15 protein-coding genes and 1 tRNA gene are annotated in these 18,382 nt (G+C 44.2%); 8 read left to right on the forward strand and 8 right to left on the reverse strand.

What is annotated here, in order from left to right:
- Positions 1 to 32: 32 nt before the first annotated feature.
- Positions 33 to 398 (forward strand): hypothetical protein, encoded by a 366-nt coding sequence (locus LTAR_RS17015; RefSeq protein ID WP_139044432.1) that lies wholly within the window; start codon positions 33 to 35, stop codon positions 396 to 398.
- Here LTAR_RS17015 and LTAR_RS06520 read toward each other — a convergent pair.
- Both LTAR_RS06520 and LTAR_RS06525 read right to left on the reverse strand, forming a co-directional pair.
- Positions 365 to 2,443, reverse strand: a complete 2,079-nt coding sequence (locus tag LTAR_RS06520; protein WP_158423401.1) for an HD domain-containing phosphohydrolase — start codon at positions 2,441 to 2,443, stop codon at positions 365 to 367. The genes LTAR_RS17015 and LTAR_RS06520 overlap by 34 nt on opposite strands.
- Before the next feature lie 325 nt (positions 2,444 to 2,768).
- Positions 2,769 to 2,844, reverse strand: a tRNA-Asp gene (locus tag LTAR_RS06525).
- A 76-nt stretch (positions 2,845 to 2,920) separates the two neighbouring features.
- Between LTAR_RS06525 and LTAR_RS06530 the strand changes: the two genes are divergently transcribed.
- Genes LTAR_RS06530 through LTAR_RS06550 form a run of 5 tightly spaced genes read left to right on the forward strand, consistent with a single transcriptional unit; the run spans position 2,921 to position 7,444 of the window.
- The gene (locus tag LTAR_RS06530) at positions 2,921 to 3,325 is read left to right on the forward strand and encodes a hypothetical protein (protein WP_062421367.1); all 405 of its coding nucleotides are present in this window, start codon (positions 2,921 to 2,923) and stop codon (positions 3,323 to 3,325) included.
- Positions 3,315 to 4,697, forward strand: a complete 1,383-nt coding sequence (selA, locus tag LTAR_RS06535) for an L-seryl-tRNA(Sec) selenium transferase (protein ID WP_062421368.1) — start codon at positions 3,315 to 3,317, stop codon at positions 4,695 to 4,697. Before LTAR_RS06530 ends, selA begins: the two co-directional genes overlap by 11 nt.
- Positions 4,681 to 5,916 carry a M24 family metallopeptidase gene (locus LTAR_RS06540; protein WP_062421369.1) on the forward strand — a complete coding sequence of 412 codons (1,236 nt, stop codon included), beginning with the start codon at positions 4,681 to 4,683 and terminating at the stop codon, positions 5,914 to 5,916. The genes selA and LTAR_RS06540 overlap by 17 nt, the downstream gene beginning before the upstream one ends.
- 17 nt (positions 5,917 to 5,933) lie before the next feature.
- On the forward strand, positions 5,934 to 6,962 hold the full coding sequence (gene tsaD / locus LTAR_RS06545; protein WP_062421370.1) for a tRNA (adenosine(37)-N6)-threonylcarbamoyltransferase complex transferase subunit TsaD: 1,029 nt from the start codon (positions 5,934 to 5,936) through the stop codon (positions 6,960 to 6,962).
- Positions 6,947 to 7,444 carry an OsmC family protein gene (locus tag LTAR_RS06550; protein WP_236686581.1) on the forward strand — a complete coding sequence of 166 codons (498 nt, stop codon included), beginning with the start codon at positions 6,947 to 6,949 and terminating at the stop codon, positions 7,442 to 7,444. Before tsaD ends, LTAR_RS06550 begins: the two co-directional genes overlap by 16 nt.
- A gap of 46 nt (positions 7,445 to 7,490) precedes the next feature.
- On the opposite strand, the gene LTAR_RS06555 is transcribed toward LTAR_RS06550, so the two are convergent.
- From LTAR_RS06555 to LTAR_RS06580, 6 genes are all read right to left on the reverse strand, one after another.
- Positions 7,491 to 8,945 carry a LysM peptidoglycan-binding domain-containing M23 family metallopeptidase gene (locus LTAR_RS06555; RefSeq protein ID WP_158423402.1) on the reverse strand — a complete coding sequence of 485 codons (1,455 nt, stop codon included), beginning with the start codon at positions 8,943 to 8,945 and terminating at the stop codon, positions 7,491 to 7,493.
- A 34-nt stretch (positions 8,946 to 8,979) separates the two neighbouring features.
- Entirely contained in the window at positions 8,980 to 10,803 is a 1,824-nt protein-coding gene (locus tag LTAR_RS06560; RefSeq protein WP_139044433.1) for a LasA N-terminal domain-containing protein, read from the reverse strand.
- A complete protein-coding gene (locus tag LTAR_RS06565; protein ID WP_062421374.1) occupies positions 10,742 to 12,256 on the reverse strand; it encodes a LasA N-terminal domain-containing protein in 1,515 nt (504 codons plus the stop codon). Before LTAR_RS06565 ends, LTAR_RS06560 begins: the two co-directional genes overlap by 62 nt.
- Positions 12,257 to 12,260: 4 nt before the next feature.
- Positions 12,261 to 12,608 (reverse strand): histidine triad nucleotide-binding protein, encoded by a 348-nt coding sequence (locus LTAR_RS06570; protein ID WP_062421375.1) that lies wholly within the window; start codon positions 12,606 to 12,608, stop codon positions 12,261 to 12,263.
- Between the two features lie 18 nt (positions 12,609 to 12,626).
- Positions 12,627 to 13,769 carry a polysaccharide deacetylase family protein gene (locus tag LTAR_RS06575; RefSeq protein WP_160316751.1) on the reverse strand — a complete coding sequence of 381 codons (1,143 nt, stop codon included), beginning with the start codon at positions 13,767 to 13,769 and terminating at the stop codon, positions 12,627 to 12,629.
- A gap of 115 nt (positions 13,770 to 13,884) precedes the next feature.
- Positions 13,885 to 14,979, reverse strand: coding sequence for an inositol-3-phosphate synthase (locus LTAR_RS06580; RefSeq protein ID WP_062421377.1), 1,095 nt, complete (start codon positions 14,977 to 14,979; stop codon positions 13,885 to 13,887).
- A gap of 171 nt (positions 14,980 to 15,150) precedes the next feature.
- Between LTAR_RS06580 and LTAR_RS06585 the strand changes: the two genes are divergently transcribed.
- Together LTAR_RS06585 and LTAR_RS06590 are read left to right on the forward strand one after the other, a co-directional pair.
- Complete coding sequence (locus LTAR_RS06585) at positions 15,151 to 15,723, forward strand: TetR/AcrR family transcriptional regulator (RefSeq protein WP_062421378.1); 573 nt, start codon at positions 15,151 to 15,153, stop codon at positions 15,721 to 15,723.
- A gap of 279 nt (positions 15,724 to 16,002) precedes the next feature.
- The gene (locus LTAR_RS06590) at positions 16,003 to 18,306 is read left to right on the forward strand and encodes a sodium-translocating pyrophosphatase (protein ID WP_062421379.1); all 2,304 of its coding nucleotides are present in this window, start codon (positions 16,003 to 16,005) and stop codon (positions 18,304 to 18,306) included.
- Positions 18,307 to 18,382 lie beyond the last annotated feature (76 nt).

The raw sequence follows: 18,382 nt of genomic DNA on the forward strand, positions 1-18,382 counted from the left end.
AAGTTTTTGATTGCGTATAGCAAATATCAAAAATGGAAGATTCTGTTGAACGAATAACAGTAATTAAGAGAAACAAACAAATAAATAAAGGAACCAGAATTCCAATAAGAATACCCATGCGGGTTGCAGAAAGACCAAAGAATGCCCCACTTTCTGATGGAAGACTGATTAAAAATAGGGAAGCTATTAACCCTTCCACTAAACCCAGAAAGAGAAAAATAATTGCCAATATTTTCGAAGGTATGTATGTTGGTTTTGTGTCCATAGATACGTGGGATTATAAACAAGAAATCCCGCTTTATAACGGGACAAAATGCAGAGAAATTTTCTATCGAGCTCAAAAAACTTATTACGAGAGTTTTGCTTATTTGAAAGAAGATGAATTTTCCTGGTCTTGATAAATCTTTTCAAAAGCCGCAACAATTTGTGGATCGAATAATTTTCCGGAATTTTCTTTTAGATAATTGAAAGCGGCGTTTTTTGCCCAGGCGGGACGATAAGGACGATCAGAAATCAAAGCATCCCAAACATCCACCACGGCGAAAATTCGGGCAGACAGGGGAATTTCTTCCCCTTTCAAACCACGCGGGTAACCACTGCCATCCCATCTTTCATGATGCGCATAAGGAATATCCAGGGCTGGCTGTAGAAATGGGATACGAGATAAAAGTTGATAGGCATATAACGGATGCTGACGCATGATTACCCATTCATCCGATGACAAAGGTCCGGGTTTTAATAGAATATTATCCGGGATGCCCATTTTCCCGATATCATGAAGCAAGGCCCCGCGTTGAATATGGGTCAATTCATGTTCCGGTAATCCCAACATTCGGCAAATTTGTAGAGTTAATTCGACAACACGTTTGCTGTGGCCGGCTGTTTCACGTTCCCGTAATTCCAATGCATTTGACCAGCCTTCCAGGGTAGCTTCATATGCATTGGCCAATTCAATGGATTTATGCTGAACAGCCTCTTCTGCTTTCTTCCGCTCTGTGATATCAAGAATGATACAAAAGACAAGATTCTCTTTTTTTATTTGAACAGGTGTTGCGTGGATTTCGACTACGCGAGTTTCTCCGTTGCTGAGTTGTAATGTTTGAACAAATTTAGTTTGCCCTTCTCCAAAAAAACTATTGGTCATGGATTGAATAGGCCAATCAGAAAACTCATCTATTTCATCCAATTTCAATTTCCGCATTTGTTCAATTGTGTACCCGTAAAAATCTGCTGCAGATTGGTTTAAATCAACAATTTGATTGTTCTCTGGAGAAATCAACACCATAGCGACATCATGATTTTCAAACATGATGTGAAAACGATGTTCACTTTCTATTAATGCTTCCTGCGTATTTTTCCACTGGGTAAAATCTCGTGAAACAAGAAGCGCGCGTTTCTTATCCAAAGGCGAGATCACCCCGGAAAACCAGCTTGTTTTGCCATCGATGGAAACCGTATATTCGGATATTTCGGGTTTCTGTGTCGATAGAACGTTTTTAATCACGTTCAAGACATTTTCACCGGATTTATCTGGAATAAGATCTTTTACATGTTTCCCAACGATTTTCCTGTCTAATAAGGGAATCTTTTCCCTTGATTTGATCGGCAGGTCCAAAAAAAATCCATTTGTGTCAATGACAAGGACGAGGTCTTGCATAGCTTCGAACAGCGCATTAAGTTCTCTGGTTCTATCTGATACACGCTGTTGCAGGATTCTATTTGAGAATAATAACAAAAGTGCACAGAAAGATATGAATCCTGCACCTATCAACAGGTACCGAGAATTCTGCGGGGAGATCATTCGGGTCCCCAACCACCTTACATTGATCGTGTTGCTTTCCAAAGATGAAATCTGTTTGAAACCACTTTCAACTGTATTCAAAAGTGTCAGATTCCCCTTTTTCACTGCACGATGAAATTGACCGGTATAAAGCGGGCTGGATGAATTGAATTCGGATTGAATACCGTATTTATTTATGAAATATTCGGCAGGTGGTTTATCTACTACAAAGACCAATACTTGATGGTTTCTGGCAGCCTGGATAATGGATTCATAGCTATCAAACTCGAGAAATTCTTCAATTCCTTGTGTTCGCAAATAAGAAACCGCATAATCCTGTTTTTTTACACCAACCTTGAAGCCTTTTAATGAAGCAGCATCCGTCAAACCGCTGATATTGTTTTTAAAATATATCGGAACTTCAATATCAGTATACGGTGCGGAAAAATCGAGATACTCCAGACGTTCTGCATTCATGAAAGCAGTATCTATCACATCAAACTTCCCGGCTTTCATTTCTTGAATGGCTTTTTCCCATTTCATTGTAGAGATTTCTACTTTGATGCCAGTTTTTTGTTCCCACAGTCTCCATTCATCGATCAGGATACCCTGTGGATTCCCATTTTTATCTAGAAATGTATACGGAGGGTAGTTGTCATCCATTACAACACGAATCGTCTCAATATTGGATGGATCGGAATTCTTTTTTGTCAGTCCCGAAAAAAAAGCAAAAAACAAAAGACAGAGCACAACTAAAGCACCTGTCTTAAAAATCCGACTTCTTGAGTCAACCGTTAAAACAAAATGTGGGAAGTTTGATCCCATATTGATTAACTTATCGTCTAATTTAGATAGAAGGTAAGAGAATTCGACATCATTTTTCCTTACATTTTTGTTATATTTTTCAGGAAAAGAGGAATTAAGTAGATAAAGGACAAGGCAACTTGGATTTTGTCAAAGTTGCCTTGTCCTTTACTTCAAAATACTCTGGCGGGAGCGACGGGGTTCGAACCCGCGATCTCGGCCTTGACAGGGCCGCATGTTAGCCGCTACACCACGCCCCCGAGCGATTTGAATATTATCATAAGGGGATTCTTTCGTCAACCCATTTGCATAATCGGTTTATAATCCTCTTGTACTATGAATCACGACTTTCCACGCTTACCTGTTCTGCTTACTTCTTTATTTCTCACCGTAACCGGCCTGGGGGGACTGGCCGTGATTATCATTAATACGGTTCCTACGCTGGGTCCTCGCTGGCTTTTTTATTTTTTTCTCTTCCTCAGTATTTCAGGCCTTAGTATGCCGGCGACCGATTTTTTAAATCGTCGTTTTCCCTCCAGACCTCGGGCTGGAGCCAATGTTATAGTTCGCCAGTCTGTGTGGGTTGGAGTATATGGATGCATATTGGCCTGGCTTCAATTTGGACGGATTCTAAATTCTGGATTAGTGTTATTTCTGGCAACCGGAATTATCGCCATTGAATTGCTTATCCGGATGAACGAACGAAGCCGGTATGAACTAACCGTGCACGATGAAAACTAATCTTGCTGACATTCCTTCAGTTGAACGGATTTTGCAATTCCCTCATATAAAAGAATGTATAACAAATTTTGGCCGCCCACTGGTATTGGGTGAAATTCGGATTGTTCTAGATACTATCCGTAAAAACGCAGAAAAGGGGTGTGAAATTCCCGAGAATGACGAATTGATCCGTCAATTGGATGCTTCTCTGCAAGAAATTGAAAATAAATCAACTCGGCCAGTCATTAATGCGACTGGAGTGATTCTACATACAAATCTTGGCAGAGCTCCGCTTAGTCAGTCAGCTATATCCGCGATGCAAGAAAGTTCTGCCGGGTATTCCTCATTGGAATTTGATATTCTCACGGGAAGCCGGCGTAAACGGACTGAACCTGCCGAATATTTACTAAAAAAACTGCTCGGTATTGATGAAGCGTTGATTGTAAACAACAATGCATCTGCGGTCATGCTGGTATTATCTGCTTTGGCTTCCAATAGAAAAGTAGTTATAGCCCGAAGTCAGATTGTAGAAATAGGTGGTGGATTTCGATTACCTGATATTCTGAAACAATCGGGCGCTCATCTGATAGAAATAGGAACGACCAATCAGATACGTCTCACAGATTATGAAAATGGAATTCGAGAGGGCGGAAAGCTGATTTTACGAACTCATCCTTCGAATTTTAAGATCATCGGATATACCGGTGAACCAAAACTCACTGAGATCTGCAAATTGGCATCAAGTTTAAAAATACCTGTTGTTGATGATCTCGGTTCCGGGGCTATTCTAGATACAACAAAATTCGGTCTTGCACATGAGCCTATGGTTCAAGAGTCTTTGATGGCTGGTGCCGATGTTGTCTGTTTTTCCGGGGACAAGCTTCTGGGAGGACCTCAGTCAGGAATCATTGTTGGCAAGAAAGAATATCTTGGAAAGATAAAAAAGCATCCACTTGCTCGAGCCTTAAGAGCAGATAAAGTATTGCTTTCTGGCCTTGAAGCAACCCTTAAGGAATATCTGAAAGATAAAGCTGAAGAAAGAATACCCGTATGGAAAATGATCTCTGAAAAAGAGAATTCTTTGAAAAAACGTGCTGAGGCATGGTCAGAGAAAATTGGTTTCGGGATGGTAATTTCAGGGAAGTCAACAATTGGGGGTGGCAGTTTGCCGGAAGAAACTTTACCAACCTGGTTGTTTTCGTTACAGGTAAAGCATCCCGACGCATTTTTGAAGAAATTGCGTTATTCCACCTTGCCTATTCTGGCGCGCATTCAGAATGACTTGATTGTATTTGACCCCCGTACTGTTTTGGAAGAACAAGACGAAGTATTGGTATCATCCATTATTAAAATCTTGCAGGAAACTAGAGAAAACTATGAAAAACGAACTTGAACAACTGATGAAATCCAATGGAATTGCAGCCATATTAATTACGGGTGCAGCAGACCACAACCCGGCTATGACGTATTTTACCGGTCATGTACATGTATCTCATGGGGACCTGGTTATTAAACCCGGAGAAAAACCCATTCTCTTCCATGATCCAATGGAAAGGGAAGAAGCTGCCAAAACCGGATGCGTATTGAAGTCATACCTTAACCATCCGTACGCCGAATTGGTCAAAGAAACGAATGGTGATAAATCAAAGATGGATGCGCGAAAATTCGCCCATGTCCTGGAAGATTGTGGTGTCACATCTGGAAAAGTGGTTTTATATGGGCAGAGCGATGCAGGTAAGGCTTATTCGGCGATTAAAGGAGTTATTGAATATTTGCCAGACGTTGAATTTCAGGCTGATTGGGATGAGAACCTGCTTTACAAAGCCATGACAACCAAAGATGAAAATGAATTGAACCAGATCAGAGATATGGGTCGGGTTACTACCGATGTTGTTGGAAGAGTGGCTGATTTCCTATCTCAACAAAAATCAAAGGGTAATCAGTTGGTCAAAAAGTCGGGAGAACCGGTGACAATTGGCGAAGTTAAGAATATGATCAACCTCTGGCTGGCCGAAGGTGGTGCTGAAAACCCGGAAGCCACAATTTTTTCACTGGGGCGTGATGCCGGAATTCCCCATTCAACGGGAACAAATTCTGAAGGATTACGCCTGGGAGAGACAATCGTTTTCGATATTTTCCCCTGTCAATTTGGAGGCGGTTTTTTCTATGATTTCACCAGAACCTGGTGTCTGGGGTACGCACCCGATAATGTAGTAAAACTTTATGATGATGTAAAAAAAGTATATGATACTGTTGTTTCGGAACTCAAACCGAATACACTATGCAATTCCTATCAAAAAAGGACCTGTGAACTATATGAGAATATGGGGCATCCAACCATGCGTACCCATAAAAATACCGAGGTGGGATACAACCATTCCATAGGTCATGGTGTCGGATTACGTATTCATGAAAAACCCTGGTTTGGTGATAAGGCCGATGAAACCGATGTTTTGAAACCTGGTTCGGTTTTCACTATTGAACCCGGTTTGTATTATCCGGATAAAGGTATGGGCGTCAGAATAGAAGACACCTACTGTGTGAATCATAAAAATCAGATTGAGTTGATGGCCGAATACCCGTATGATCTTGTGCTCCCTATTCGATCTTGAATTTATAATGGAACAATATGACAGAAATTAAAACGGCAAGAATACTTGGAATCGAATCGTCCTGCGATGAAACCGCTGCTGCGGTAATTGAAAATGGGAACAATCTGTTAGCCAGTTCAGTTGCTACACAGATTGAACTGCATAAAAAATTTGGCGGTGTTTTTCCCGAAGTCGCTTCAAGGCAGCATACGTTGAGTATCTACCCCATTATTGAAGAAACCCTGCTGAAAGCACATCTGAGTTGGGATGATATTGATGCCATTGCGGCTACCCGCGGCCCCGGATTAGCTGGTTCTCTGGTGGTAGGATTTAACGCGGCCAAGGGAATTGCTCTGGCTCGAAACCTTCCATTGATAGGGGTAAATCATCTCGAAGGGCATATTTATTCCGCCTGGGTGAAACCGGAAATTTCTGACCGGTTTACACCTCCAGAATTTCCGGTGATGGCTTTGCTGGTTTCCGGTGGTCACACTGAATTGAATTTGATGGAAGGTCATCTGAACTACCGTCGTTTGGGAGCTACTCTCGATGATGCCGCAGGTGAAGCTTTCGATAAGGTTGCCCGCCTGCTCGGATTGCCTTATCCGGGCGGGCCATCCATCCAGAAGGCTGCAGAGACTGGCAATCCAACGGCATTCAATTTCCCGAGGGCCAGGTTGGAAGGTGGCTGGGATTTTTCTTTCAGTGGTTTGAAAACAGCTGTTTTGCGCACAATCAAACATATGGAAGAAGACGGTAAAGATATTCCCGTTGCTGATATGGCCGCCAGTTTTCAAGAGGCGGTAGTAGATGTTTTACTTACAAAGACAATGGCAGCGGCACGTGAATACAAGGTAAAGGAAATTGTTGTTGCAGGCGGAGTTTCCGCCAATAAGGCGCTGCGTTCGGCTTTTACAGGACAGGGAGAATTTCCCGTTCACATACCCCCGCTTTACCTTTGCACCGATAATGCAGCCATGATTGCCTCAGCCGGATATTACCGGTTTGTTCACGGCCATATTGATTCTCTGGATATGGACGTTTTACCAAATTGGCCGTTAAGCTGAATGGTTTCAAACGTCCCACGGCAATATTTTTGAGCAATAAGCACTTTTTTATTCGTATCAAAGGAGAACTGATGGACGCAAAAGTAATCTGGAAAAATAAAATGAGTTTTGATGGAACATCGGATTCTGGATTTGTTGTTCCGCTTGGGACAGATCCGGAATTGGGTGGCGATAATGATGGCTTCCGTCCGCTGGAATTATTTGCCATTGGGCTGGGTGGCTGCACCGGAATGGATGTCGTCTCAATTCTTGCAAAAAAGAAACAAAAGATTCATACCTTTGAAGTGAAGGTTCATGTTGATAAATCTACCGATCACCCAAAGGTATTTACCAAAGTGGAAGTGGAATATATCGTTTCAGGTGAAGATATTGACCGTGCAGCCGTTGAACGTGCCGTTGAATTATCTGTTACAAAATATTGTCCGGCACAAGCCATGTTATCAAAATCCGTACCAATTACTCATAAAATCACAATCAAGTGATATCGCGATATCCAAAAAAGCAAACTTCATCAGTTTGCTTTTTTTATTACGGTGCCTCTGATTGAATTTGACTGGCAGCATCTGAACACTCACAAGCTTCAACAATTCGGCTATATTTTGTTAGTGTACCCTGGTATGGTACCTTTCCATTTTTTGCCACCCAACCTTCAATATCAAAAGGAATGGGACCATCTGCCGGAATCCATTCCCCGTTATATTTTCGGGCGATGTGAATATGTGTTCCGGTTGCATGACCACCTTCACAAGAAGGTCTTCCGATGCGGTCGCCAGCTTTTACTCTGACGCCTGCTTTTATTTGATCCGAGGAAGCCAGGTGAAGATAAAAAATAACCCATCCAGTACGCTCATCACCATCGCCATCAAGATCCAACACGGCTATAGCCGGTTCTGATCTTGAAATGATGCCATCGGCCATAGCCACAACAATTTCTGACGTTTCAGAGCATCCTCCAACTACAGCCGGAGGGGCAAAATCAATGGCAGCCAATGGAGCATCTTCACCCCAGGCAGAGTGCGGTCCACCGGTATATGCCCAGGATTTGCCTCCTAGAAAAGGAAACCTTAATGGAGGTTGTTTTAAGCTACCGGGAATAAAGTTTGTATCACCAGCCCATGGGTCTCCAAACATTTTCTTGTATGTAAGGTAGAGGCCTTCGGGGCTGATGGATTTTTTATACTCGTTTTGTGGCAAAACTCGGGCAAAATAATACTGAATAGCCACTGAACCGGCATTTTGCCAGGGATCAGGACGTTCCAGCTGCCCATCTGACAGATCAAATATTTTTAATTTGCCAATTCGCCAGTCATAGTATCCATTGCATAAATAATTCACTGCCCAACTGAGCTGCAGATAAAGTCCTTTGTGTGCAGTATCTTTGAATCCGAGAGGATAATTTTCAATATCAACATCTGTTTTTGAACCAGAAAGGGCACCCGTCTGGTACTCAATAATTGCCAGGATCAACCTGGGACTTACACTATAATTTTGTGCCAGTAGATTTACCAATTCGCCGCCACGCCGGTTAGCTCCAGAAGCATAGGTAGTGTAGTTTTTTAACCATCCCGGTTGTTCGTTAACGTATGCCACCGGATCAAACCCAATTTGTGCTGGCCCGTAAACAAATTCACTATCAGGAATGATTTGGAATGGAGTTCCCCACAATGACTGGTAGTAAATAGGAATTTTCATAGGGAAACCCGGCGGCATGGTCGATGCGTCATTGGGGATGATGGGGTTGGCTTCATGAATTTCTTTTATGGTGGTATTGAAATGAGAAGCCAGGCCGGGAAGTGTGTCGCCCGATCGTGCTGTGTAATCAATCAATTGCCCGGGGGTAAAAGCCTGACGTTGTGGAAGGGGAGTTGCCGTAGCCTCCCCCTCTTCTACTTCATTTCCATCAGAGGGTGGTAGAGCTTCTTCTTCTGCAAGAGGCGGGGTAACACAGGCAGTAATCTGGAATAGCAAAAAAAATGCTGCCATCCAATGTGATAATTTCATTCGATCCATTTTTTGGTTATTTTTTAGGGCGGTTGGTTAGTGTATACATTGTTCCACTGGTATTTGCCTCAGCGACCATGCCGTCTTTAGTCATTTCACCTAGATACGGCTGATTTCCAGCATGGGCCTTCCATCCGCTTAATACAAATGGCATAGGGCTATCGGCCAATATCCACTCGCCATTATATTTTCTGGCAATATGGACATGTGTACCGGTTGCCTGGCCGCCTTCACAGGATGGATGGCCTATGCGATCATCTTGATTTAACCAGGTACCCACAGGAACCCGGTCTTTCGTGGCGATGTGGAGATAAAGAATAGCCCAACCAGTCTGTTCAAAACCATCACCATCTAAATCTTCTATTACCACACCATTGGCAGAGCGTACTACCAGACCGGGGGCAGATGCAGTGACCCATTCAATTGACTCTGCACAACCGTGGAAGTTGCTGGGAGGGGCAAAATCAAGGGCAGCCAGTGCACCATCAGGTCCCCAGGCGGAATGCGGTCCGCCGCTAAAACTCCAACTTTGACCAGGTTTAAAAGGCAGTTCAAGCACGGGTTGTTTCAGGTCTGTTGGATAAAGTGGTTCGTATTTTTGGGCGCGCAGCCAGGGATTCCCAAACATGCGTTCATGCAGTTCAGACAGGTTTCCAGGAGAATAAAGAGATGCTCCCCACTCGTCTTGATTGGCTATCTGGGAGAACAAATATTGGACAGCTACAGTTCCAGCGTTCAACTCTGGCGCCAGTCTCATGTTGGATCCATCGGGGAATTTCAAGTTGGTGATCAAACCAGCCCTCCACCCATAATATCCGATAGAAAATTGTTGCACAGCCCAGCTCAGTTGATGATACAGGTGCTGATACATCATTGGTTTTAGTGTAATCGGATATTCCTGTTCCAATGTGGAGGGATTTTTATTGGTTACCCAATGGCTGCGGTATTCCAATAGACTTAATAAAATTCTCGGGTTAATGGAATTTTCAATAGCCACACGTTGGATAACCTGGGCACCAGTATGCCAGCCGCTGGAAAGATATTCTTTATACGTGCTTAAGTACCCGCCATTTTGATTTACAAAATCTTCAATATTTAAATCAAGGGCGGAAGGTGAATAAACTACTTCACTATCGGGCATTAATATTCCACCCGGGCCTGTTTTATCCAATTGTTTGGGGATCACCAATAATTGGTTTGGATTTAATAGATCTTTTTCAGGAATGTCTTGTGGAGATGTGATACTGTCTGCTGTAACACCAAACCGGACAGCCAATGCCGGAAGGGTATCTCCTGCCTGAGAATAATACAGGATCATTTTCTGATTCTTATTATCGAAAGATCCCATAGGGGGGATTGTTGGAGAAATCAGAGGTGTTCGTGTAACAGAAGGGAATGCTGATGTTGGGGCTGTTGTTGAGGCGGGTGGAAAAGGCGTAGCTGTTGTAAGTTCTGTGGGAATTTCACTTGGGATGTTGGTATGAGTGGGTGCAATTGACTGAGTGTCTGCCGGTATTTCCGGTTTCTGAGTATGAACGGGAATTTCCTCCAGTGTTTTTGAAGGCAACGAAACCAGAGGTGTTGGCGTAGATTTATGCGAAGGAGAATGAAGGCCATCCGCTCCCGTTGTTTTTCCGGGGTTTCCCTGTACTTGAGCTGATCGCGTGCTGGCGAAAATATTTGTCTGTGCTGTAGCTGTTAAATCTACAGGACTTGAATAGGCTGGGGCACATGCGGAAAGGATTAGACACAGGGAAACAACCAGTGCAGCGAATCGATTACCTCTTGATCTGGTTCTCTGCCTGGCGTCCGTTAATGGCTTCAATACTCTTATTGTCACGGGTAAGTTCACCGTCGTATTCCGTTCCCTGGCCTGAAGATTTCCAGCCATCCAAGTTGAAGGGAATTGTCCCATCCGCTGCAATCCACGTGCCATTATACCTTCTGGCGAAATGTAAATGTGTTCCAGTAGAAACGCCGCCCTCGCAGGATGGATGCCCTATGTGATCTCCTGCTTTTACTACAGTGCCTCGCTTTACACGGTCACGAGATTCAATATGCATGTAAAGAAGTGACCAACCAGTCTGTTCTTTTCCATCATTATCCAGATCTTCTATAACAGCACCGTTATCTGCGCGGATAATGGTGCCGTCGGCGGCAGCAACCACCCAATCGTCAGATGAGTTGCAGCCCAGCATATCACCCGGTGGGGCAAAGTCCAAAGCTCCCCAGGCGGCACCATCGCCCCAGGCAGCATGCGGCCCTCCAGTAAAAGACCATTCGACATCTGGTTCAAACGGAAGTTGAAGTTTAGGTTGTCGCAATCCCCTGGGAAGAAGCGGCTCCATTCCAAGATCAAATGGATATTGAAAAATGAACTGGTATTGGGCAATCAGTCCATGCGCTGTGATGGCATTTTCCCAGGCCGGGTTGGCCAGCATTTTACTGAAGAAATATTGAACTCCAGCAGTGCCGGCATTTATGGTTGGGTTTGGAGTAATCACACTCCCATCTGCAAGAATGAAGTTGGAAAGGGCATTCGCCTGCCACAGATAAAAACCCTTGTTCAAGTTATTTGCCGCAAAACTCAATTGCCGGTATAGACCTTTATAATTGTCATCTTCAAAGCCTAATGGGAAAGTAACTTGATCTGCTGCCGGACGCGGATTGGTAATCCAACCGCTCATGTATTCCATTAAACACAGAAGAAGCCTGGGATTGACAGAGTATTCTCTGGCAATTTTGTTAACAATTTCTACCCCTGCTAACTGAACACCATCTACTTCTTCGGAATAATTTGTCAGGTAACCCTGCCGGCCTTCCATGAAAGTAGCCACACTGAAATCAACTACGGTTGGACCGTAGACCAGTTCAGAATCAGGAATAATCTTAAATCCTGGCGCCTGTCCAACAGGTTTGGCCGGTGGAATATCAATTTCCTGACCTATACTCAGCATATTTTCATCGAGAATATCATTTTCTTCGATCAGGTCTTCAAGGGAAACGCCATGATCACGGGCGATTTTTCCGTAGGTATCATTTGCCTGGGCATAATACTTGACAGGATCTGAACGAAGAGTCGGTAATGTATGCGGAGCATCGGGCGTAGGGGTAGGAGCAGGTTCACCGGGCTTTCGAACAGGATTACGAGCGGCCTGCGTCGCCAGGACTGATACGGTGGCCTGGATCTTTTCATCATCCGTCATTTCTGGAAGGATCGCATTTCGAACGCAGGCTAATGATGCTCCTGCCAGGATCATTATTGATACAGCAATACGTTGACTATGACGCATGAGCTCATCCTCCCATCAGGGGCATGGCTTTACCTCCCAGCAGGTGAACATGCAGATGGTGAACCGATTGCCCGGCATTCGGACCGGTATTAATCACCAACCGGTAACCATCTTCAGATAATCCTTTGTCATAGGCTAACTGACGGGCGGTTAATATCAAGCGGCTGATTGTCAGTTGATATTCATCTGACAATGAATTGATTGAATCTAAGTGTTTATTTGGAATAACCAAAATGTGAACCGGAGCTTTTGGGAATCTGTCATTAAAGGCAGTGACCAAATCATCCTGATAAAGAAGTTCTGTCGGTTGACGTCCTGCAATGATTTCACAAAAGATGCATGGTGAGGTCATATTCGCCTGAATTTTCGATTATTGAGCGGCCAATGTAGGTATTTCACCTGTTTTTGCTTTACACACAATATCGTAATAGGCCAATTCACTTGCTTTGGATTGTTCAGCCGCCGCTGCTGCTTCTTTTCCGGTAAGACGAACTTCATCCAAACGGTAATAGGCATCAGTATCCCAGAAACGGGGAAGGGTCATCATCGGATCACCCGCCGGTCCCTCAGGTGCATAACCGGGACGTTGAAGGTCAACTTCATCTGCCTGGGGAATCCAGTTATACATGACTGGACTACGAGGATTGGTAGTGAAACCTGCTTTATACCCAGCTTCACGGGCTATTTCTGCTCCACGTTTGGAAAATCCACCTCCTGGCCAGATGTAGGCAATTGGAGTAACCCCAATATCGCGTTGCATGCTTTCTTTGGACCCTACAATCTCACTTTTAATATATTCATCGGTTGAATTATTACCTATAGGTATATTATGAACAACGCCATGCGCCTGATAGTCAACATAACCGGCAGCTACCAGATTGCGTTGATCCTGGATTAAGTCCTGTGTATTGTCCTTAAAACTGATCCATGCATTGATTACCGGCCAACCCCATTTGTCGTAATAAGGTTTAAAGTTTTGATCAAAATATTGTGCATAGTGTCGGTCGTCTACAATCAATAGAACGGAACGGTTTGGGATTTTTGCATTGTCGTACATGAAATCGACGAACTGTTTCATGTTAATTGCCTGAAATCCCAGTTCATTCAACGATTTCATCAATATTTTGAAATTTGTTGAGGTTATATCGTTTTCTTTAGCTGCCGTCTCTTGAGCAATGCCATGGAACATTATCGGCATCACAATAGTTCCTGGTGCACTTTTGTTTGGATCCCAACGATTTTTCAAATAGGTACAGGTATCACTAATATAAGTCCGTGGAATATCCACGGGTTTCAGGAATTGTGATCGATATACTTCAGGCAATGGGGGCGGTGTGATATTAGGATCAACAGTAGGGACGGGTGTTTCAGTTGGAGGAGCCGGAGTGGCTGTTGGAGCTGGAACACCATAGGTCGCCGTTAGAAGGGCATCTTGAAATTGTTTGGTGAGATCGATTTCAGGCTGAGCTGATACCGTGTTAAACGAACTGCCGCAAGCGGAAAGGAGCATCATTCCTGGAAGGACGAAACTCCAGATTATCCGATTGCGGCGATTAAAAGAATGTTGTGTGATCATATGCTAAATTCTACCAGCAAGTATGATCACACAAACATGGAATTATGAGAATCTACGCCTGTTCAGTCTGCTCACCGCGGATGAAAGCTTCTACCATTTCGCGGCAAACACTGTCGCGAAATTGTTTCGGAGGAGTCTTCATGAAATAGGAAGAAGGTCCAATTACCGGGCCAGACATACCGCGGTCAAGGGCGATCTTGGCGCAGCGAACAGCATCGATGACGACACCGGCAGAGTTCGGAGAATCCCAGACTTCCAGTTTGGTTTCCAGATTCAAGGGAACTTCACCAAAAGTGGTACCTTCCATGCGGATATAGCACCACTTGCGGTCTGTCAGCCAGGGGACATAATCACTCGGACCTACATGGATGGCATCCGCAGGAAGCGGGGAGGGCAGCTGGCTTTGAACGGAACCGGTTTTGGAGATTTTCTTTGATTCAAGGCGTTCGCGTTCGAGCATGTTCATAAAATCGGTATTGCCACCGAAGTTGAGTTGGTATGTGCGTTCAAGTTTGACGCCGCGGTCAACAAACAGGCTGGTGAGGGTACGATGCACGATGGTGGCACCCACCTGACTCTTGATATCATCACCGATGATCGGAAGCCCGCGTTGTTTAAACCGTTCACCCCAGTATTCAGAACTGGCTATGAATACGGGAATACAGTTGACCATTGCACAGCCGGCATCCAGGATCTGTTCGGCATACCATTTTGTGGCCATTTCTGATCCGACGGGCAGATAACTAACAACAACATCCGTCTTGGTATCTTTCAGGATTTTGACAATATCCGCGGTGGGGCCAGGGGCTTTTGTCAAAATTTGAGACAGATACTTGCCAAGTCCATCGTGGGTCATGCCGCGATACACGGGCACGTTCAAATTGGGGACATCAGAGAATTTGAACGTATTGTTGGGATAGGCAAAAATGGCTTCCGAGAGGTCTTTGCCTACTTTAGTATCGACTACATCAAAAGCAGCAGTGAATTCAATATCGCTGATATGGTAGCCGCCAAGATTGACATGCATCAACCCTGGAACACGTTCGGTTTCTTTAACGTTGCGGTAGAACTGCACACCCTGTACAAAGGATGATGCGCAGTTACCGACACCAATGATGGCGACACGTACTTTTTTACTGGTTGTCATACGATTAAGCTCCTTATTCATTTAGAAGTACCTGAAGATGTTGTGTCTTTAAAATTATAGTCTTCATAAGAAAATTACGTCAAAAAAAGAGCCATTTAATCAAACAATTGATAGAATAATATGGAATCTTGTTAAAAAACTATCAAACATTTGATTGACATGGAAATTATTATGGAAATTGATAAACAGAATACTGATTTAAAAAAATTAGCTTTGATCAAAGCAGCGTGTAATCTCATTGCCATAAAAGGGTTTGAAGGCTTGCGAATTCGAGAAATTGCTGCCAATGTGGGAATAAATGCGGCTACGTTGTACTACTACTATCCAACAAAAGAAGCATTAATCGACGACTTGGTTTCGTATGTTTTTAATCAAATGAGAATTTTTGAAGAAGAAGCACCAGGTACACCCAGAGAACAACTGCATGCGCACCTTACTCGTTTATATCGAAAAATGTTAGATGAACCTGGAATCTTTGCTGTTTTTATTGAAATTCAATTACGTATGGAAAGAACTGACAATCATGAGACTTTCAAAAGTTTCACGAATGCCTGGCATGTTAAACTGGAAAAACTGATTCAAACGGGAATCAAGCAGGGTTATTGGCCTAATTATCTGGAGGCGGATCATGCCGCGAACACCATAATCATGCTCATGCAGGGAGCGTTTCTGACGGTTTCATCCAATCCTCGAAGGGTTGAAAATTCGATTGCCCAACTTGAACGTTGGCTGATTGGACGATAATTACTGAAAACCTCTCCTTTTTTAAAAAGTTATAGAACTATAAATACTTCTTTTAAAACTATCGTCTAATAGGGAAAAGGAAAATTATTCAACCCGTCTGAAAAGCACTTGAAAAAAACAAAATGGATAAGTAATTCAAAGATTTCGAACAAAAAATAACAATATTGACTAAATATAAAACATTAAGTTATAATTAAAAAATGCGCAATTTTTTCTGTCTTCGATGGAATACTGCGTTTTATCAAAGCTCATTTTTAATCCCAATTGCTGGAGGATTTTATGAATATCTTTGATTTGGCTCGACATGGCCTTAACGGCTTCGAGCAAACTGCTGTTTGGTGTGTGATGGCCGTCGCGTTCATCAGTCTGGCATATGCCTGGCTGCTGCGTAGTACCGTCATGAAAAAGGATAAAGGCTCTTCCAAAATGCAGGAAGTTTGGGAAGCCATCCGCATTGGTGCTGATAGTTATTTGAACCGCCAGCTGAAGACTATTCTTCCGGCCATTGGTTTATTAACTATCGCCATGTTCCTGAGTGTTTTTGTTTCAGAACCTACGGCTGAATCCATTAAGGAATTTGGCGCCGATAACGCTAGAATTATCATCGCCATCGGCCGAACCCTGGCATTCATTCTGGGTTCAACCTTCTCCTTGCTGGTTGGGCAGTTGGGCATGCGCATGGCCATCCAGGCGAATGTGCGTGTTTCTTCCGCTGCACGCCGCGGTTTCAATGAAGCCCTGACCATTGCTTACTATGCCGGTACCATCACCGGTATGCTGACCGACGGTCTGGGATTGATGGGTGGAACGCTCATCTTCATCATTTTTGGCACAGCTGCTCCTGATGTGCTGCTTGGCTTTGGCTTTGGCGGTACATTACTGGCCATGTTTATGCGCGTTGGCGGTGGTATTTACACCAAGGCTGCTGATGTTGGTGCCGACCTGGTAGGTAAGGTTGAAAAGGATATTCCCGAAGATGATCCCCGCAACGCAGCTGTTGTGGCCGACCTTGTTGGTGACAATGTTGGTGACTGCGCCGGTATGGCTGCCGATATCTTTGAATCCTATGAGGTGACCATCGTTTCTGCGTTGATCCTGGGTATCACCCTGGTTGCCATGGATCCCTCCCACAGCCTTAAGTGGATTGTTTACCCTCTGATGATTCGTGGTATCGGTGTGATTTCCTCCATGATCGGTACCTTCACTGTTCCTATCTGGGAGAAAATCCCGGTGAAATTCCTGCAGGCTCACGATGCGGAAGAATCCATGTTCCGCTCCTATGAAGTCTCCAGTGTGATCACTGTCTGTATTTCATTCATTGTTGCCAATGCTTACGCTCATGATTGGCGGCTGGCTGTTTTGACAACCATCGGTGTTGGTCTGGCTGTTGCCTTCAACCCATTGACCTCTTACTTCACTTCCACAAAGAAGGCACCGGTCAAAGAGATTGTTCAATCCACCACCACCGGTCCAGCCACCACTATTTTGACCGGTCTGTCAGTGGGTATGGAATCCAGTGTATGGGCTCTTGTTGTTATTGCTGTTTCCTTTATCTTTGGACTGGCTTTATATGCGGCTGAAGGTCCTACCTATGTTCTGTACGGCATTGCCATCATTGGAATTGGTATGCTCTCTCATACCGGTAACAATGTTGCCATGGACTCCTACGGCCCCATTTCTGACAATGCCAATGGTATTGGTGAAATGGCCTGGCATGACCTGAACGATGAAGAAACCATAAAAGCCCGCCAGATTATGGCTGACCTGGATGCCGTAGGTAATACCACCAAAGCTATTACCAAGGGTGTTGCCATTGCATCCGCCGTTATTGCAGCGGTTTCTCTGTTCGGTTCATTCATCACAGATGTTGCCAAAGTACAGACTCAGCTGGGTCTGCCTGTTCTGAACTCCATCCGTGTCTCTGAAACCAAAGTTTTCATCGGTTTACTCCTGGGCGGCGCTTTACCCTGGTTAATCAGCTCACTGTCCATCCGGTCAGTTTCACGTGCTGCCAGTGAAATTGTGGAAGAAGTCCGCAAACAATTCCATATTCCCGGTATTATGGAAGGCACTGTAAAACCCGATTATGCCAAGGTTGTGGAAATCTCCACTCGTTCTTCACAGAAAGAACTAATCCCGATGGTAACCATCTCCATCGCCATGCCTCTGCTGGTTGGCCTGATTCTGCAGGTGGAAGCCCTGGGTGGTTTCCTCGCCGGTGTGATTCTTTCCGGTCAACTCCTGGCTGTCTTTATGTCCAATGCCGGTGGTGCGTGGGATAATTCCAAGAAAGCCATCGAAGATGAACCGCGTGACCTGGCTGCTAATACTGGCAAGGGTTCTGAACGTCACAAAGCCGGTGTGGTTGGTGATACCGTTGGTGATCCTTTGAAAGATACCGCTGGTCCCGCTTTGAACCCGATGATCAAAGTGGTGAACATGGTCAGTCTGCTGGCCGCCCCGATCATTGTGAAATACGAAAATCTGGGAATCGGCGGCTGGATTGTGGTAGTTTTGATTGCTGCTTTGACCATCTGGGCTATCTCTCAGTCCAAGAAACCTGTTGTTAAGATCGAGCAGTAATAAAAGTTGGAAAAGTAACGAAGAAGCGGAACCCTAAAAGGTTCCGCTTCTTTTATTTTTATTTTGATAGAATCAA

Origin of the sequence: Leptolinea tardivitalis (assembly GCF_001050275.1) — a bacterium.
GTDB classification, from domain to species: domain Bacteria; phylum Chloroflexota; class Anaerolineae; order Anaerolineales; family Anaerolineaceae; genus Leptolinea; species Leptolinea tardivitalis.

Bases quoted from the DNA above. Each gene is read 5' to 3' on its own strand.
- LTAR_RS17015 (WP_139044432.1), top strand. From the start codon at position 33: ATGGAAGATTCTGTTGAACGAATAACAGTAATTAAGAGAAACAAACAA.
- LTAR_RS06520 (WP_158423401.1), bottom strand. From the start codon at position 2,443: ATGGATGACAACTACCCTCCGTATACATTTCTAGATAAAAATGGGAAT.
- LTAR_RS06530 (WP_062421367.1), top strand. From the start codon at position 2,921: ATGAATCACGACTTTCCACGCTTACCTGTTCTGCTTACTTCTTTATTT.
- selA (WP_062421368.1), top strand. From the start codon at position 3,315: ATGAAAACTAATCTTGCTGACATTCCTTCAGTTGAACGGATTTTGCAA.
- LTAR_RS06540 (WP_062421369.1), top strand. From the start codon at position 4,681: ATGAAAAACGAACTTGAACAACTGATGAAATCCAATGGAATTGCAGCC.
- tsaD (WP_062421370.1), top strand. From the start codon at position 5,934: ATGACAGAAATTAAAACGGCAAGAATACTTGGAATCGAATCGTCCTGC.
- LTAR_RS06555 (WP_158423402.1), bottom strand. From the start codon at position 8,945: ATGGCAGCATTTTTTTTGCTATTCCAGATTACTGCCTGTGTTACCCCG.
- LTAR_RS06565 (WP_062421374.1), bottom strand. From the start codon at position 12,256: ATGCGTCATAGTCAACGTATTGCTGTATCAATAATGATCCTGGCAGGA.
- LTAR_RS06570 (WP_062421375.1), bottom strand. From the start codon at position 12,608: ATGACCTCACCATGCATCTTTTGTGAAATCATTGCAGGACGTCAACCG.
- LTAR_RS06575 (WP_160316751.1), bottom strand. From the start codon at position 13,769: ATGATGCTCCTTTCCGCTTGCGGCAGTTCGTTTAACACGGTATCAGCT.
- LTAR_RS06580 (WP_062421377.1), bottom strand. From the start codon at position 14,979: ATGACAACCAGTAAAAAAGTACGTGTCGCCATCATTGGTGTCGGTAAC.
- LTAR_RS06585 (WP_062421378.1), top strand. From the start codon at position 15,151: ATGGAAATTGATAAACAGAATACTGATTTAAAAAAATTAGCTTTGATC.
- LTAR_RS06590 (WP_062421379.1), top strand. From the start codon at position 16,003: ATGAATATCTTTGATTTGGCTCGACATGGCCTTAACGGCTTCGAGCAA.